Consider the following 18,557-nt stretch of genomic DNA (forward strand, 5'->3'; position numbering starts at 1 on the left):
AAACCGTCCAATATTGTGTTTGATGAAGAACAAGGCCAAATCAGTCTGGTCGACTGGGGTTCGTCGGTGTTTGCCCAAACCGACGAAAACGGTCAGTACATCGGCAATAACGTGATGCAATTAATGTCGGCCGACTTACAAAGCTCCAACGCCCGGCTGGGTGATGTTTATTTTATTGGTGCTGAGCAGCGTCAAGGTGGCTTATCCAATCCAAGATTTGATGAACAGGGCGTTGCCGGCACCTTGTATGCGCTGGCGTCCGGGCAGTCCTGTCGTTTTGGCCGTAAAGCATTGCCTGCCCGCAGCCTTGGTTTACCTATGGAATTTGCCACTATGCTCGACAGCATGCTGGCAGATGATGTGTTGTTACGCGCCGATGCAGGAGATTATTTTCTTAAAGTTATGCCCCGCCTGACCCAACTGGTGTTGCCAGATTTGCATTTGTTCGACGATAACCCACTGTTGCCGGTCAGACTAAGTGCTGAATTTAAAGAACTGGATACAGTGGTCTATTCCTCGCGAAAGTCATTTTTACGCGAACATAGTGAAGAAGAAGGTATCCAGTATGTGGATGACGTGCAGTTGGAACGTTATTACAAAAATTATTTAGAAGGTATGGGTGAAACTGAAAAGGCCTTTGTTGCTGCGGTCAGCCGGTTGGCCCGTTATCCGGTGGTCGGCGGCCTGGCCATTCACTGGCAACAACAGGGAGTTTATATCGACTGTAATCTTCACCTGTATGATAAAACACTACAAAGTGCTTTTAGTCTGGCGCTGAATAACGTGGTTTATCTGGCGCAAGCTATCGCTAAAGTGGGTATTTTTAAAGCTTGTTTATTTAATGCCCGCCAGACCATCCATTTATCACGTGTAAACACCAACACGCCTTTTTCAGCAAACGCCGGGCTTATTATTCCTTATGAAGTTGCAACAGCTTTGAGTCTGGATGAAAGCAGCAAACAACATTCATATTTTGAAGATGGTAAAGACCCCGATGAACAGCTGGTGTTGCCCGATGCTATCATGGCGGATATCGCCAAACTGAATCTTATTCGCCACAGTGGCTGTATTATTTTTGAAGTCACAACTTTGTATATGAAAATTCACAGTTACTTTCATTTACTGGACCCAGCGAAAGAGGTCGAGTTTGCTGCATTATTGGCGAATATCCTGAAAAATGTCAGCCTGATCACCGGCGAAGGTGTGGGCGGCTTTATGAAATTACCCCACAAAGATACCCGTTATTTTCCACATCAGATGGTACAAAATGCCCGTTATTACCCGGCAAATCCAAAACAATACAATGCCTTATCATAGCAATATCAGATTTTCATAATATTTTCAGCCTAAAGGTTCTCCCTCTGCTACCTTTGATCTGAGGTATCACCTGCTTTCGCGGGCAACCATAACGGACTTTGGTTATCGCTATGAGTGACGAAGAAAAATGGTCGCAACAACAACTGCAGATTTTTAAAGCTATCGCGGATAACTCTGGCGCCATCATTGGGGCCAAGTCACTTGATGGTGAATATCTTTATGTTAATCAACAATATGGCCGTTTATTTCAACGCCCGGTCAGTGATTTTATTGGTCGTAAAGACAGTGAGTTGTTTCCCACAGACACTGCAGCCCAGTTCAGGCGGGCAGATTTACTGGCACAGCGCAGTACCAATCCTTTTAGTGTGGAAGAAGTGGTGCCTGTTGATGGTATAGACCGCGATTTTCTTTCAATTAAGTTTCCTATTTTTTCCACTGAAGGCACCTTGTTTGCAACTGGCCTTGTTGCTGCAGATATCAGCAAAATTAAAGATTTACAGCGCCAATTGCAGAATATGGCTGATCATGATGTGCTGACAGAATGCTACAACAGGCGGAAAATCATGGAAATTGCCGCACTTTACCTGAAAAAAGCCAAAAGATATCAGCAGGATATGGCGGTACTGGTGTTTGATCTGGACCATTTTAAACAGGTCAACGATACCTTTGGCCATGCGGTCGGCGACTGTATCCTGAGCGGTTTTGTCGACAGGGTAAACGCCGAACTACGCAAACCCGATGAACTGGGGCGGCTGGGCGGAGAAGAATTTATTGCGATATTGCCTGACACCAGTGCAGTGTCGGCCTTAGCACTGGCAGAACGTATCCGCGATAAAATTGCCAATTGGTATCCGGAGCAACTGGCGGGCCAACAACTGACCAGCAGTATTGGCATTGCCGGTTTTTCTTTGTCATTACAATCACTGGATGAGCTGGTTGCTGCTGCCGATCACGCCTTGTATCAGGCCAAGGCCAATGGCAGAAACTGTGTCAGATTGTATTAACAGTCTGCACAGCAGTTGTTGTCACAGGACTTTTCAATCTAAAACGTCAGGCCTATGATGGTCGCCTTTATTTGGGGAGGCCATGATGTCTACATTTTTTCGCTGTTGTGTTGCATTTGTTGTTTGTATCCTTGGCAGCAATCCGCTGTTCCATTTGCAGGCTGCTGTAAAAGACCAACATAGTTTTGCCAATCCGGAGCACATCAGCTCCACCCGGCTAAAGCTGGATGTCAGCGTCGATTTTGAAAAATCTGAACTGCGTGGTTTTGTTGAACACCAGTTTAAACGTCATCAGCCAAACGCCAACACTCTGGTGCTCGACAGCAGGGCTTTGGTGATAGAAAAAGTGCTGCAACAAAACGCAACAGGCCAATGGTCAGCAGCAACTTTTCAACTTGGCCAGCCAAGTGGCATCCTGGGGCAAAGTCTGAGTATCAAACTTGCACCTGACAGCGAAAAAGTGCGGGTTTATTATCACACCACAGCCGACAGCAGCGGTTTACAGTGGCTGAGTGCAGCCCAAACCAGTGAAAAAAAACAACCATTTTTGTTTAGCCAGTCACAAGCCATTCACGCCAGAAGCTGGATCCCACTGCAGGATACACCAGCGGTCAGAGTGAGTTACCAGGCGAGGGTGCGCACACCAAAACAGTTACTGGCTGTGATGAGTGCTGACAACAGTAAAAACACTGAGCGTGACGGCGATTATCTGTTTGAGATGCCTCAACCTATACCGGCTTATCTGATAGCTTTGGCGGTCGGAGATCTGCATTTTAAAGCCATGTCAGCACAAACCGGAGTTTATGCCGAAAAAACCTGGCTGGACAAAGCAAGCAATGAGTTTGCCGACACCCAGCATATGATGGACGTGGCATCGCGGCTCTATGGCCAATATCCGTGGGGCCGTTATGACTTGTTAATCCTGCCGGCAAGTTTCCCTTTTGGTGGTATGGAAAACCCGCGTCTTTCTTTTATTACCCCAACGGTGATCACAGGTGATAAAAGTCTGGTCAGCCTGATAGCCCATGAACTGGCGCATTCCTGGTCGGGTAATCTGATTACCAACAGCAATTGGGAAGACTTGTGGTTAAACGAAGGTTTTACCAACTTTTTTGAAAACAGATTAATGGCCGAAGTGTACGGCAAAGGCCGGGCCGATATGGAATACAGTCTGAGTGTGGCCGATTTGCAACGGGCCTTACCTGATTTATCTCAGGCTGATCAGGCGTTAAAACTGCAACTGGCAGGTCGCGACCCTGATGAAGCATTCAGCCCTGTTGCTTATGTCAAAGGTCAGTTGTTTTTAAGTTATCTGGAACAACAATTTGGTCGTCAGCGTTTTGACGAGTTTGTGTCTTTATACTTTAAAACTTTTGCTTTTCAGTCGATGGATACACAAAGGTTTTTGGCATTTTTACAAACAAACCTGTTAGAAAAATATCCTGGATTAGTTACTGCAGCCGATGTTCAACGCTGGGTGTTTCAGGGCGGCTTGCCAGACACTTATCCAAAACGTCCTTCTGATGCTTTTGTTCAGGTAGAACAGCAACTGGCGCTGTTTCTCAAAGGTTCGCCAAACTGGCAAACCAGTCAATGGACTGTGCATCAATGGTTACATCTGCTGGACAAGTTGCCGCAGCAGTTATCAGCGCAGCAACTGATCACACTGGATCAGCAATTTGCCTTCAGCCAAAGCAAAAATGCCGAAATTTTTGTCGCCTGGAACCGGCTGGCATTGCCACTGAATTACGAAGCGCTGCAACAACCTCTGCAACAGTTTTTATTGCATGTCGGACGTTCTAAGTTTGTGGTGCCGTTATACCGGGCTTTGGCAACAAATCCGCACTGGGCGGAATTTGGCAAAAATGTTTATCAGCAAGCCAGGGCGGGGTACCATCCGCTGACACAGGCGCAGGTGGATAAAATTTTTCAATAAAATGAACGCAATAAGCAACATCATTTAACAGTTTACCAGGCTTATTGTGATTAATATGCAAGCCGGCTACAGCGCTGGCTTATGTTTTAAGTCGGGGTTCAGCTGAAGTTGTCACAATGCCAGCACTTTAATTGCAATCAAAAAACTCGTTCGCCCTGATGGAGAAACACAATGAAACTAATATGGCCACTGATGTTAATAAGCACTGTGCTCAGCACCACAGTCAGCGCCGAAGAATCACTGGCACTTATTACAGTGCAGGGCTCAGGTATGGTTGCGGCGGCGCCGGATCAGGCCAGATTACAAATGACAGTGGGTAGCCGCCAAACATCTGTTAATAAAGCCAAAATCGAAGTAGACGGCAAAATGGCGCAGCTAACCTCCATGGTACAAAAACTGGGTATTGCCACAGCGGATATCAATAACGCACCTCTGCGGATTTACCCTGAATACCAGCAAGACCAAAAAGCAGTTGAGATGTACCGTGTCGAGCGCGAGCTGACTGTGCAGGTACGGGATTTGACCAAATATCCGGCTTTACTGGAACAAGCTGCCGCACTTGGCATTACCCAGCTGTCACCGGCCGAACTGTTAGTGTCTGAACCCGCCCCTTTATATCAGCAGGCATTAAGCCTTGCTTATGCTGACGCTGAACAAAAAGCACAACAACTGGCAAAACTCAGTGGCCGTAAAATTAAGCAGGTACATCAAATTCAGGAGCAGGGTGTATCACCATCTCCACGACATAAAATGGCGATGATGGCCTCAGAGGCTTTGCAGTTTGGCAGTAATCAGGTGCGTGCCGACCTGTCAATACAGTTTGAACTTGCCAAACCCTGATAAATGTTCCGCCCAAAGGTTTAAATTTATAGCTAAACCAAGTAAGGTAGGGACCTTTGTTGTAGCAAGATACTGAAGACCCATGTTTGCTGAAAAATTAGACTTTTACCGCACTTTAACTGCTCAGGCGCAAGCATTGATTGCAGATGAAACCGACCTTATTGCCAATATGGCCAACCTCAGTGCGCTGTTGTTTAATGAAATGCCTGATCTGAACTGGTCAGGCTTTTATATTTTAAGACAAGATGAACTGGTATTAGGCCCTTTCCAGGGCAAACCTGCTTGTGTACGTATTGCCGTAGGTAAAGGGGTTTGTGGCACTGCTGTTGCCAGTGGCGACATTCAGCTGGTGAAAGATGTGCACGAGTTTCCAGGGCATATTGCCTGTGATGCCGCCAGTAATTCAGAAATAGTGCTTCCGGTGCGGCTGCGCGGCGACATTATTGCCGTGCTTGATATTGATAGCCCGTCGCTTGCCCGTTTTGATGAAGCCGACAAACAGGGGCTGAGCGAGCTGGTGGCTATTTTTGAACGCCGGCTGGAACAAACTTTATGAAAGATCTGGTCTCGATTCACGACTACTTATTCAGCCTGACGGATGTCGGAGACTGGGAAGGTGATGAAGAGTTGGTTGCAGACCGCATCAATGCTATATACCATGCCGTGTGGCAACAAATCCCCGAAGACACTGAAGTTGCATTGATAGATAAACTGCTTCGTGATATCTGGGACCAGCTGCGTGGCAGCCTGGTATTAATTGAAGCCGACGAATACGAATTAATCGACTGGGCCCTGGCCCACACCAGAAAAGTTCTGGATAAAGCTGTCGATGATGAAGATGCTGACGATAACGACAGCGATACCGATGTAGATGACGAAGAAGATGAAGAGTACTGATGCATGACCAGCCAAGTCGAACCACAAGTTAAACCACACAACGTGAAAGAAATCGTAGCCTTATTAAGTGAACAGTTTCCACTGTGTTTCACGCTGACTGGTGAAGCTAAACCGCTGAAAGTCGGTATCTTCCAGGATTTGGTTGAACGTTTAAAAGATAATCCGCTGCTGAGCAAAACTCAGTTACGTCAGGCGCTGCGGGTCTATACCTCCAGCTGGCGTTATCTGGATGCAGTAAAAGAAGGTGTTGCCCGTATTGACCTCGACGGCACCGCAGGCGAGCTGATTGATCTTCAGCAGGCGGAACACGCTTTAAAAACTCTGACCGAAAGTAAAGCCAAAGCTGCTGAAATCCGTAAGGCAAAAATAGCCGAGCAAAAAGCGAAACAACAAACACAAAAACCAAAAACAGACGGCCGTCCAGCCAATGATCGCAAAGCTGACAAAACTGGTTACAAAAAACCAGCAACAAAGCCTGACGCTCAACCGGCAAAAAGCTCTACTCTGAAAGAACAACGGCCAAAAGTGCAGGTTGCCAAAGCAGCCGAAAAAGAATTGCAGGCCGTATCGACAGCCGAACTGGTCGTTGGTGCCAAAGTTTTAGTGAAGCTAGGGCAGAACCCAATGCCAGCCACAGTAGTCGAAGTGGTTAAACAGGATGTCGTGGTGCAATTAGCCTCTGGTATGGTGGTCAAAACGCATAGCGGCAGTTTGTATCAGGCTTAACAACGCAGAGTCTCAGATGAAAAAATTATCCGGTATAGCGGCAGCTTTGCTGCTGATCTCAGGCAGTACGGTACTGGCAGCAGTCAATTCAGATACTGTGGTGATGCCAAAGCTGGCACAGTTGGACCAGCACTTCACCGCGAGTAAAAGGGTCGCCGCCATTTTTACCCGTGGGCATTACCTGCAGGTACAAATAGATGATCAGTTGTCGGCCAAAGTGTTTGAACGCTATCTGGATAGTCTGGACTATTTCCACAATGTAATGCTCAAAAGCGACATTGATGGTTTTGCCCAATACAAATTTCAGTTTGATGATGCCATTCAAAAAGGCCAGTTTGATTTTGCTTATCAGATGTTTAATCTGAGTATGCAACGCCGCGCTGAACGTTTTGATTATGCAATCTCTCTGCTGGAACAGCCATTTGACTTCACAGTTGCTGATCAATACGAATATGAACGTGAAGGTGCCCCCTGGCCGACAGATTTGGCTCAGTTAAATGAACTCTGGCGTCAAAGGGTCAAGTTTGATGCATTAAATTTAAAACTTGCCGGTAAAAATAATACTGAAATCAAAGACATATTGTTAAAACGCTACAAAAGCGCGAAAAAACGTCTGGCACAAACCGAAAGTGAAGACGTATTTCAGCTGGTGTTAAATTCATATGCCCGCAGTATCGAAGCCCATACATCTTATTTATCTCCCCGTAATGCCGACCGTTTTCAACAGGAAATGAACCTGAGCCTTGAAGGCATTGGCGCAGTACTGCAGCTGGATGATGACTACACCACTATTGCCAGTCTGGTCCCGGGTGGTCCTGCGGATCTAACGAAAAAGCTCAAGCCTAAAGACCGTATTGTTGGCGTGGCCCAGGGCAACGAAGATTTTGTTGATGTGGTGGGTTGGCGTCTTGATGATGTGGTGGACCTGATTAAAGGCCCTAAAGGGTCAAAAGTCAGACTGCAGGTGATGGCAGCGAGTGATACCGCAGGCACAACACCCCAACAAATTGAAATTATCCGCGATAAAATCCGCTTGGAAGACAGAGCTGCAAAAGGCGAAGTCTTTAAGTCAATGCTGCATCAGAATGGTAAAAATATCGGTGTGATTAATATCCCGAGTTTTTATAACAACCTGACAGAAGACGTGCGAAAAGAACTGACAGCGTTAAAAGAACACAAAGTCGACGGCATTATTGTTGATTTACGTGGTAACGGCGGTGGTTCTTTACCGGAAGCCATCACCCTGACCGGTTTATTTATCGACAAAGGCCCAGTGGTGCAAATCCGCGAAGGTAATGGTCGTATTACCCAAAACGATGACACCGACGCCAGTGTATTTTACGAAGGCCCAATGACAGTGATGGTTGACCGTTACAGTGCCTCAGCATCTGAGATTTTTGCTGCTGCTTTGCAGGATTATGGTCGCGCTGTAATAGTAGGTGAACATACCTTCGGTAAAGGCACAGTACAACAGCACCGCGGCCTTGGCCGAATTTACGACACCTTTGACGGTGAACTGGGTAGTGTGCAGTACACCATTGCTAAGTTTTATCGCATTAATGGTGGCAGCACCCAACACAAAGGCGTTGTCCCTGATATTGCATTCCCATCACCAATAGATCCGGCGGAATGGGGTGAAAGCAAAGAGAAAAACGCTTTGCCATGGGATTCAATTCCACCAGCCAGTTACAGCAGTGCCACAGATATTAAAGTTACTTTACCGCTGTTAATGGAAAAACATCAGCAGCGTATCAAAAAAGAGCCAGAGTTTAATTTCCTGATGCAGGACATTGCTGAGTATCAAAAAGAAAAAGATGTCAAAACAGTGTCTCTGAATGAAAAAGAACGTCTGGCGAAAAAAGACGAATTGGCTGCACGCGAACTGGCCCGCACCAATGAACGTCTGGCACGGTTAAAATTGCCGGTAGTGAAAAAAGCTGATGACGCGCCTGAAGTGCTGGAAAAGCTCGATCCTTTCCTGGAAGAAGCAGCACTTATCACCTCTGATCTGATTATGAGCAGCAAGTTGGCGAAAAAATAGCTTCAGATCAACAGCATTATCCCCCGACAAAGGACTGGTTTCAGTCCTTTGTTTTTTAAGTGAACTTTAGTTTAGGTTTTTTGCATGTTACAGCGCCGTTCATCTGTTCATGGCCAATGGTCCAGTCGTTTTACTTTTATTATTGCCGCAACAGGCGCCGCTGTTGGCCTTGGTAATATCTGGAAATTTCCTTATATCATGGGGCAAAACGGCGGTGGTGCTTTTGTACTGGTCTATCTGCTGGCTATTTTGTTGATTGGTTTACCTGTGCTGATGGCCGAAGTGCTGATGGGCAAAAGAGGGCGGCAAAGCCCGGGCTTATCAGCACGAATGTTAGCGCTGGAAGCCAATGCACATCCTTATTGGCAGCTGACTGGTTGGATTGGTCTTGTTGCCGGTTTTTTAATTTTATCTTTTTATTCGGTGATCGCAGGTTGGGCTTTTGCTTATGTCGGCAAAGCGGCAACTGGTGAATTTTCCGGTAAGACTGCCGCTGAACTTGGCAGCATGTTTGGCCAATTCTCCAGCGACTTAACCAGTCTATTGCTCTGGACCACAGTGGTGATAGTGACCACTTGTGCTGTGGTGGCCCGTGGCTTAAAAAACGGTCTGGAACGCACAATCCGCTGGATGATGCCGGCACTTTATCTGTTGCTGATTGGCATGGCTATTTATGCCAGTTTCACCGGTGAATTTCTGCAAGCCGCCCGTTTTATGTTTTATCCGGATTTTTCCAAGCTGACGATGAATGGTGTGTTGATTGCGCTTGGTCATGCCTTTTTCAGCCTGAGCCTGGCATCAGGTGTCATGATGATTTATGGCGCTTATTTGCCAAATAATGTATCTATTGTGCGCACATCAATCTGGATCGCTCTGGCTGACACTTCAGTCGCGCTGATAGCGGCTATGGTCATTTATCCTATTGTCTTTAGTCAGGGACTGGATGCAGGACAAGGCCCCGGGCTGATTTTTGTCACCTTACCCGTTGCTTTTGCCACTATGCCGGGCGGAGATTTACTTGGCCCTCTGTTTTTTCTGATGTTGGTGTTTGCCGCTTTTACCTCCACCATTGCCATGATGGAGTCAGTTGTCGCCTGGTTAATTGAATCTAAAGGCTTTAACAGGGTTCCGGCTGCAGCCTTGGGTGGTGTGGTGCTATGGAGTTTAAGTCTTTTGACAGTGTTTTCCTTTAGTGGTGCAGCATGGTCAAAGTTTGAGTTTCACTTTATTGGCAAAGATGTACATAACTTCTTTGAATTTATTGACCACCTGACCTCTGACATCCTGTTGCCACTGGGTGGTTTGTCAGTGGCACTCTTCACCGGTTGGGTGATGAAACGTCAGGCCATTGAAGAAGAGTTGAATACCAAGCCAGTTGCTTATACTATCTGGCGTTTCTGTATCCGCTGGTTCACACCTGTTGCTATAGCTGCGGTGTTTCTGAATCTGGTTGGCGTACTCTGATTATTAAAAATAAAGCCCGGTTCAGGGCAACTGAGTAGCAAAGATGACAAATCAAATCAAAAGACCCAGTCTGCTGGACGCGTTAATTCCGCTGGTAGTGTTAATTATTCTGTTAAGCCTGTCGGTATACCTCTATGGCAGTGACTCTTCTTATGGTCCAAACCAGATAGCACTTTTTGTCGGCGCGGCCATTGCGGTCATTATCGGCTTAAAAAATGGTTATCGCTGGGCTGATATGGAAAAAGCCATGATCCATGGTATTTCTTTGTCTTTAGGTGCAGTGCTGATTCTGTTTGCGGTAGGGGCACTTATTGGCACCTGGTTGCTTGCAGGTACTGTACCGGCTCTTATTTATTATGGCCTGCAAGTGCTTGACCCAGCGTGGTTTTATGCCGCCAGCTGTATATTGTGTGCTATCGTCTCTTTAGCCATCGGCAGCTCATGGACCACTGCAGCCACTATAGGTGTGGCGCTGATTGGGGTATCCGTTGGTCTTGGGTTATCACCAGTGGTGACAGCGGGCGCCATTATCAGCGGCGCTTATTTTGGCGACAAGATTTCGCCTTTGTCAGATACCACCAATCTGGCACCAGCTGTTGCAGGCGCTGAACTCTTTGACCATATCCGTCATATGACCTGGACAACAATTCCAAGCCTTGTTATTGCCATTCTGATATTTTCAGTACTTGGTTTTAACAGTGGTGCTGTGGCAGATGCAGAAAAAATCGTCACTTTAAGTAATGACTTGCAAGCGCAATTTAATATTGGTTTATTAAATCTGGTACCTATGGTGGTATTGATGGTGATGGCCATTAAGAAAGTACCGGCTTTCCCGACTGTTTTTATCGGCGCTTTATTAGGCGGCGTCTGGGCTTTGTTATTTCAGCCCGAGCTGGTGCAAAAAATGGCGGATACCAGTTTGCCTGCTTTCCTTGGCACTTTAAAAGTGATCTGGACCACGCTGCACAGTGGTTTTGTTATTGAAAGTGGCAATGCTGAACTGGACAAATTATTATCCGGTGGTGGTATGGCTAAAATGATGAATACTGTCTGGTTAATTATGTCAGCTATGGTGTTTGGTTCAGTGCTGGAGCATACCGGCTTGTTGCGCCGTTTTGTGGAAGTGATACTTGCGAGAGCACACAGCACAGGCTCACTGATTACCAGCACTATTGCCACTTGTGTCGCCACCAATATTCTAACCGCAGACCAATATATGGCCATTGTGATGCCTGGCAGAATGTATAAAGATGAATATGCCAGAAGAGGGCTGGCGCCGGTGAATTTATCCAGAACACTGGAAGACGGCGGTACCATTACCAGTCCTTTAGTGCCATGGAACACTTGTGGTGCTTATATGCACGGTGTGTTAAATGTCAGTCCGCTTGAATATATCTTTTATGCGTTTTTTAACCTGATTAATCCGGTTCTGGCCATTATCTACGCTTATTGTGGGATTAAAATTCTGAAACTGACACCACCGGATTCGGTAATCAATCCTGTCGCCGTCAAAGGCTGACCATCCTGAAAAAACCTGAGCAAGCTCAGGTTTTTTTTTCATCGGATAAGAATGATGGCAAGTGGCAAATCGGTTTGCAGCCCATGCTGTTTTCAGTACACTTGCGGCCATCAGCACTACAGCAAGACAAAAGCAAAACGGAGTTATTATGAGTCAGTCACGTCAGGCAAAAAAATTAGCCGATTATCAGGCACCGGCATATGCCATTGATAACATTGATATCGAGTTTCAGCTTGACCCTCATCAGACTCTGGTGACCGCCATCAGTAATTGGCGTCGTCTCGGTTCCGAGACTGCACTTGTGCTTGACGGACAACATCTGCACCTCGAAGCAATATGGCTTAATGGTGTTGCGCTGAATAACTACCAGCCAGGCGAAGAACAACTGCTGTTAACGGATTTGCCGGATACGTTTGAACTGAAAATTGTGACCCGATTAAACCCGGCAGAAAATACTGCACTTGAAGGTCTTTATCTGTCGAACGGTGCTTATTGCACCCAGTGTGAAGCCGAAGGTTTTCGCCGTATCACTTATTACCCTGACAGACCCGATATGCTGACCGTGTTTACCACCCATATTATTGCCGATCCGGAAGCTTTTCCGTATTTGTTGTCCAATGGTAACCAGATTGCATCAACACAGCTGTCCAACGGCAAACGCCGTGTCAGCTGGTTCGACCCTTTCCCTAAACCCTGTTATTTATTTGCCTTGGTGGCTGGCGATTTTGATGTGCTGGAAGACAGTTATCAAACAAAAAGCGGACGTGAGGTAAAACTGGCGTTTTTTGTGGATAAAGGCAATAAAAACCGCGCTTTGTTTGCGATGGAGTCGTTAAAAAAGGCCATGCACTGGGATGAAACCACTTTTGGTCTGGAATACGATCTGGACATTTATATGGTGGTTGCCGTCGACTTTTTTAATATGGGCGCGATGGAAAACAAAGGCCTGAATATTTTTAACAGCAAATACGTGCTGGCTGACGCCCAATCGGCCACAGATACTGACTACTTCCATATCGAAAGCATTATTGGCCACGAGTATTTTCATAACTGGACCGGCAACAGGGTAACTTGCCGCGACTGGTTCCAGCTCAGCTTAAAAGAAGGCCTGACAGTGTTTCGTGATCAGCAATTCAGCGCTGATATGGGCTCACCAACCTTGTGCCGTATTGATGCCATTAAAACTATCCGTACCGCCCAGTTTGCTGAAGACGCAGGCCCTATGGCGCATCCGATCCGGCCTGAGCAAGTTCTGGAGATGAATAACTTTTATACCGTCACTGTATACGACAAAGGGGCCGAAGTGATTCGGATGCAACACACTTTGTTAGGTGAAGCAGGCTTTCGAAAGGGTATGGACTTGTATTTTGCCCGCCATGATGGTCAGGCGGTGACCTGTGATGATTTTGTGCAGGCCATGCAAGACGCCAACAATGTTGACCTCACACAGTTCCGTCGCTGGTACCAGCAAGCGGGCACTCCGGTCATTCAGGCAGACTACCGGTATGAAACCAACACTCAGAGTTTTGTATTAACCCTGACGCAGCACACAGCAGCAACAGCGGATGGCAGTGCCAAATTGCCTTTGGTGTTACCGGTACGTTTTGAACTGATTAGTGCCAGGTCAGATGCGCACCAAATTGAATTATTAATTCTGAACGAAGAACATCAGCAATGGCGCTTTTTAAATCAAGCTGCGGATGTTATTCCTGTACTGCTGGCTGACTTTTCTGCACCTGCCAAGCTGGTGGTCAATTACAGCACCAACGACTTGCTGCTGATTGCCGCAAAAGCCAAAGATGGCGTGGCCCGTTGGGATGCAATGCAACAATTGTGGTCTTTGTTAATCAAAAATGCAGTGGAACAAAGGGAAGTTCCAACTTTGCCAGAAGCCTTATTGCACAGCATGAGGCAGCTGCTACAACAACCACTGGCTGATTTGGCTTTTACGGCTGAGTTATTAACTTTGCCAGGTTACGACACTCTGGCCGAACAATATGACCAAATCCCTGTTGATATCATTCTGAGCACATTACGCCAGTTTAAACAACAAATTGCCGACACTCTGCAGCAGGAACTGCTGCATTGTTACCGGCAGCTGCCACGCGAAGTTTATGCCTATCAACCAGCGCAGACAGGCAGCCGTCAATTACAGGCGTTATGTATGTCGTATCTGGCTTTTGGCAAGCATGACAGTCTGTTGCTGAACCATTATCAGCAAGCTGACAATATGACAGACCGCTTAGCTGCTATTAAAGCGGCGGTTTTTGCCAGCTTGCCCGTGGCGGAACAGATGTTAAAAGACTTAGGTGAAGTATATGGCGCTGATCCACAGGTATTTGATAAATGGGCAAGTTTACAAGCGATAAGTCCGGCAGCTTCGGTGTTTGATAAGTTACAACAGCTCTCTGAATGTACGCAGTTCAGCTGGACCAATCCAAATAGGGTGAGGGCGGTTTATGGTGCTTTTGCCATGCAAAACCCGGAACAGTTCCACCGCACAGACGGCAAGGGTTATCAGGTTTTAACGGACATTATCCGCAAATTAGACCAAATCAACCCACAACTAACGGCTCGCCTTGTCACGCCATTATTGTCCTGGCAGCGTTTTGACCCAAAACGCCAGCAGTTGATGCAGACGCAGCTGAAATTGTTGCTGGCGCTGCCAGATATCAGCAATGATTTGTATGAAAAGGTCAGCCGTAGTTTGCGCTAATGAACAGAACCTATCAATTTTGGGTTGTACTGACTGCTGAACAGTGCCTTGCTTATTATCAGGGCGCTGTGACTCAGGTGCTGGTACGTGCCGATTCCGGCGAAAAAATACAGCTGCCAGTTCATCATTTCCGGCCTTATATCAGTCATTTTGGTTTAAATGGGTATTTTCAGCTGACGACTACGGCAACCGGCAAGTTTATAACGCTAAAAAAAATAAATTAGAGTATGTACTTTAAACGGTAGATTAAAACACAAGCTGGAAAAAATTACCTTTTGCTGTTTATTTTCATCAACTTAACCCCGTTTCGTACATTTTTTGTAAACCCAGTTAAACTGAGGGGGGCGTTATAGTGGCGTAACCGGGCACTTCACAGAAAAAACTAAAGACAAATCAACAGATTTACGACATCGCAAGCCTTGCGCCCTTTATAAAATGATGTAATTATTTTACCCAAGTGAGCAGAGATCAGAGCAGTTGAACTTGCTCATTACATTAAAAAAACAAAATAGACCTGCAGGGACAGGGGGGGAGATCACAAGATGAACAAAAGGCCATTTGCCTTTGCTAAAAATCCTTTAGCAATAGGTGTCGCGTCTGCGCTGTTAGCCTTGTCTGCAACATCCATTCAAGCCGCCAGTTATACATTAGGCGACGATGTTGAAGTTGTATTTGACTCAAGCTTTTCTTATGGCGCCAGTTGGCGCGCTGAAGACAGGAACTGGGACACTATCAGTAAAGCAAATAATCCTGCGCTGAACTGGACTGGTTATAATGCAGCAAGTAACACTATCTACACCTCTTCACAAGTTTGGCAACAAACAGGCGGTTATTCGTCTAATGGTGATGCTGGTAACCTGAATTACGACAAAGGCGACATGTTCTCCGAGTTGTTTAAAGGCACTCATGAACTGTCGGTGACCAAAGGTGATTTTGGTCTTTTTACCCGCTTTATGTATTTTTACGATGCAGCCTTGATGGACAACGATGGTGCTTACACCAACCCGGTGTCTGGTAACAGGGTTGATGCCTGTGCCGACGACGAAGGCCGTGATTTAGCTTGTCGTGATATCCGTCTGTTAGATGCTTATGTATTTGCTAACTTTGCTTTGAATGACGGTGCCAATCCTTTGTCAATCCGTGTTGGTAATCAGGTGTTGAGCTGGGGCGAAAGTACCTTAATTCAGCATGGTATTAACATTACACCTATCGATGTGGGTATTGCCCGTTTACCAGGCGCTGACTTAAAAGAAGCTTATATCCCTGTGGGTATGATTTCTGCCTCTTTAGGTTTAACAGAGCAGCTGTCTGCCGAAGTGTTTTACCAGTACGAGTGGCAAAACAGCTATCTGCCGGTACCAGGCACTTATTTTTCTACCAACGATTTTGCCGGTAAAGGTGGTTATAACCAAAACATTCAGTTAGGTTTTGCCGGTAACCCGGACCTTGATTTAAGCACGCTGCTGGCAGGCTTAAACAGCATTGGTACCAATATCAAATCAGCCAGTGCCATACTTGCCAATCCACAGGCAAGTGCAGCGCAAAAAGCACAGGCTCAGGCTGCTATCAGCGCCTTATCTGCATCTTACCTGGCTTACCCAACCAAAGTGACGTTGCGTCCATACGGTGATGCCGGCGAAATTGAGCCGGAAGACGGTGGCCAGTATGGTGCTAAATTAGAATATTTTTCACCAGAGCTGAACGACACTGAGTTCGCGCTCTATTACATGAATTACCACAGCCGTACGCCGGTGATTTCCGGTATTGCCTCTGACTTCAGGTTAGCGGCAGTTCAGTCAGATATTGGTTATCTGGTGGCGAACGCAGGTAATATGACCAAAGAGAACGTGTCGAATTTAAAAGGCATGTCAAAAGGTCTGATTGAATACCCTGAAGATATCAAACTGTACGGTTTTAGCTTTAATACCACATTGGAAGGCACTTCCATTGCCGGTGAACTGGCCTACCGTCAGGACGAACCACTGCAAATTGACGACGTAGAAATTCTGTACGCTGGTATGCCTGAACAGTTAGCCAATGGCGCTGCCACCAATCCAGCTTTAGTAAACTTCCTCGGTTTTGCCGGTATTTCACAAATTGGTCGTTATGACGGTAAGAAAATTCAACCAGGTGAGTTTGCTCAGGGTTATATTCTGGCCGATACCACCCAGGCTCAGGTCACAATCACCCATTTATTCGGGCCTGTGCTAAATACTGACAACTTCACCTTATTAGCTGAAATTGGCGGTATCAAAATTAAAGATATGCCAGATCAGGACGTTTTAAGGTTAAATGGCCCTAATACTGACCGTAGCGGTTACCCTTTGATGGGCACCAATGGGGTCGGTGGTCCACTTATCCCAAAAACCGGCTTACATACTGGTTTATCTAACGGCGCTGAAACCAACCCGTTCCCGACAGCTTCGGCCTGGGGTTACCGTGTGGTTGCCAAGGCTGACTACAACAACGTCATGGCTGGTGTAAACCTGTCACAACGTCTGACCTTTGCACATGATGTAAACGGTATTACTCCAGACCCGTTGTTTATGTTCTCGGAAGATAAAAAATCATTAAGCTACGCAGTCAGCTTTGATTATCTGAATCAATGGTCAGCAGAAGTGTCCTACAACGCGTTTTTCGACGGTGTAGGTACCACTAACAACACTGAAGACCGTGATTTTGTGTCTTTTAACATTAAATATTCATTATAAGGGACGAGACAGTCTTATGAAAAAACTCACCCTGCTATCGTCCGCGATTGCGCTGGTTTTAAGTTGTGGCGCAATGGCTAAAATCGCACCGGACCAGGTTGCACGTTTAGGTGCCGATTTAACTCCGCTTGGCGCGGAAAAAGCCGGCAATAAAGACGGCAGTATCCCAGCCTGGACTGGTGGTATTCAGTCTGCGCCAGCTGGTTTTAAACCAGGTGACCACCATCCGGACCCTTTTGCTGCTGATAAAGTGGTGTACACAGTAAACAAAGCCAATCTGGAACAATACAAAGCGTTATTGTCACCAGGTCAGCTGGCATTGTTTAACCTTTATCCGGAAACGTTCAAAATGAACGTTTACCCAACCCAACGTTCAGCTTCTTATCCGCAGTACGTTTATGACGCTACTAAAGAGATAGCCGGCAAAGCTGAGCTGGTGCAGGGCGGTAACGGTATTATCAATGCTGCTATTGGTATTCCGTTCCCGGTACCTGCCAATGGTTTGGAAGCTATCTGGAACCACATAGTGCGTTTTCGTGGTGTTGCAGCAACCCGTAATGGTGGTCAGGCTGCACCAACAGCAACTGGCGCTTATACGCTGATAGGTTTTGATGAACAAATTATGTTCAAATATTCTGATCAGAAAGCCAGTGCACAAGCGTTGCAAGCAGAAAACATTCTGTTCCGCTTTAAACAAAGTGTAACTACACCGGCTCGCCTGGCAGGGACTGCGCTGTTAGTGCACGAAACCATGGACCAGGTGAAAACACCACGTCAGGCATGGACTTACAACACAGGCCAACGTCGTGTCCGCCGTGCACCAAACGTGGCTTATGATGCACCAGGTACAGCATCTGACGGCTTGCGCACCACAGATGATTTTGACATGTTTAACGGCTCACCAGACCGTTATACCTGGGAGCTGAAAGGCAAACAGGAAATGTTAATTCCTTACAACAGCTACAAGCTGCACAGTAAAGAAACCAAATACGCCAGCCTGTTAACTGCGGGTCACTTAAACCCGGATTATGTGCGCTGGGAAAAACACCGTGTTTGGGTAGTTGAAGCCAAACTGAAAGACGGTATGCGCCATGTGTACGGTAAGCGTGTATTTTATATCGACGAAGATAGCTGGCAAATTCATGTAGCTGATTTATATGACGCTCGCGGCGAGTTGTACCGTGTCGCGACGGCGCATGGTCTGAACTATTATGAAGTGCCAACCCACTGGAGTACACTCGAGGTCTATCATGATCTGAACTCTCGCCGTTATATCGCGATTGGTTTGGACAACGAAGACAAGATGTATAATTTCTCAGTGAAATTATCAGACAACGACTTCACGCCGGCAGCGCTGCGTCGTGAGGGTACCCGTTGATCTGAAAG

14 protein-coding genes are annotated in these 18,557 nt (G+C 46.5%); all 14 read left to right on the plus strand.

Annotated features, from left to right (window positions below):
- The coding region (locus RCH83_RS09025; protein WP_306521178.1) for a serine/threonine protein kinase at positions 1-1,317 on the plus strand (1,317 nt) is incomplete at its 5' end.
- Between the two features lie 110 nt (positions 1,318-1,427).
- Positions 1,428-2,321, plus strand: a complete 894-nt coding sequence (locus RCH83_RS09030; protein ID WP_306521180.1) for a GGDEF domain-containing protein — start codon at positions 1,428-1,430, stop codon at positions 2,319-2,321.
- An 85-nt stretch (positions 2,322-2,406) separates the two neighbouring features.
- A complete protein-coding gene (locus RCH83_RS09035) occupies positions 2,407-4,257 on the plus strand; it encodes a M1 family metallopeptidase (RefSeq protein WP_306521182.1) in 1,851 nt (616 codons plus the stop codon).
- Between the two features lie 171 nt (positions 4,258-4,428).
- Positions 4,429-5,097, plus strand: coding sequence for an SIMPL domain-containing protein (locus RCH83_RS09040; RefSeq protein ID WP_306521184.1), 669 nt, complete (start codon positions 4,429-4,431; stop codon positions 5,095-5,097).
- Between the two features lie 82 nt (positions 5,098-5,179).
- On the plus strand, positions 5,180-5,653 hold the full coding sequence (locus RCH83_RS09045) for a GAF domain-containing protein (protein ID WP_306521186.1): 474 nt from the start codon (positions 5,180-5,182) through the stop codon (positions 5,651-5,653).
- Entirely contained in the window at positions 5,650-5,994 is a 345-nt protein-coding gene (locus tag RCH83_RS09050) for a hypothetical protein (RefSeq protein WP_306521188.1), read from the plus strand. Before RCH83_RS09045 ends, RCH83_RS09050 begins: the two co-directional genes overlap by 4 nt.
- A 3-nt stretch (positions 5,995-5,997) precedes the next feature.
- Positions 5,998-6,720: an RNA chaperone ProQ gene (proQ, locus tag RCH83_RS09055; RefSeq protein ID WP_306521190.1), complete on the plus strand. Its 723-nt coding sequence runs from the start codon at positions 5,998-6,000 to the stop codon at positions 6,718-6,720.
- A 16-nt stretch (positions 6,721-6,736) separates the two neighbouring features.
- On the plus strand, positions 6,737-8,761 hold the full coding sequence (gene prc, locus RCH83_RS09060; protein ID WP_306521192.1) for a carboxy terminal-processing peptidase: 2,025 nt from the start codon (positions 6,737-6,739) through the stop codon (positions 8,759-8,761).
- Between the two features lie 84 nt (positions 8,762-8,845).
- Positions 8,846-10,225: a sodium-dependent transporter gene (locus tag RCH83_RS09065; RefSeq protein WP_306521194.1), complete on the plus strand. Its 1,380-nt coding sequence runs from the start codon at positions 8,846-8,848 to the stop codon at positions 10,223-10,225.
- A 43-nt stretch (positions 10,226-10,268) separates the two neighbouring features.
- Complete coding sequence (nhaC, locus tag RCH83_RS09070; RefSeq protein ID WP_306521196.1) at positions 10,269-11,744, plus strand: Na+/H+ antiporter NhaC; 1,476 nt, start codon at positions 10,269-10,271, stop codon at positions 11,742-11,744.
- A 148-nt stretch (positions 11,745-11,892) separates the two neighbouring features.
- Positions 11,893-14,460: an aminopeptidase N gene (gene pepN, locus RCH83_RS09075; protein ID WP_306521198.1), complete on the plus strand. Its 2,568-nt coding sequence runs from the start codon at positions 11,893-11,895 to the stop codon at positions 14,458-14,460.
- Positions 14,460-14,684: a DUF2835 family protein gene (locus tag RCH83_RS09080; RefSeq protein WP_306521200.1), complete on the plus strand. Its 225-nt coding sequence runs from the start codon at positions 14,460-14,462 to the stop codon at positions 14,682-14,684. The genes pepN and RCH83_RS09080 overlap by 1 nt, the downstream gene beginning before the upstream one ends.
- Positions 14,685-15,002: 318 nt before the next feature.
- Positions 15,003-17,171 carry a DUF1302 domain-containing protein gene (locus tag RCH83_RS09085; RefSeq protein WP_306521202.1) on the plus strand — a complete coding sequence of 723 codons (2,169 nt, stop codon included), beginning with the start codon at positions 15,003-15,005 and terminating at the stop codon, positions 17,169-17,171.
- A gap of 73 nt (positions 17,172-17,244) precedes the next feature.
- Positions 17,245-18,549: a DUF1329 domain-containing protein gene (locus RCH83_RS09090; protein ID WP_306521204.1), complete on the plus strand. Its 1,305-nt coding sequence runs from the start codon at positions 17,245-17,247 to the stop codon at positions 18,547-18,549.
- Positions 18,550-18,557 lie beyond the last annotated feature (8 nt).

The sequence above is a fragment of the Rheinheimera sp. genome (assembly GCF_030824435.1).
Classification (GTDB): Bacteria; Pseudomonadota; Gammaproteobacteria; order Enterobacterales; family Alteromonadaceae; genus Pararheinheimera.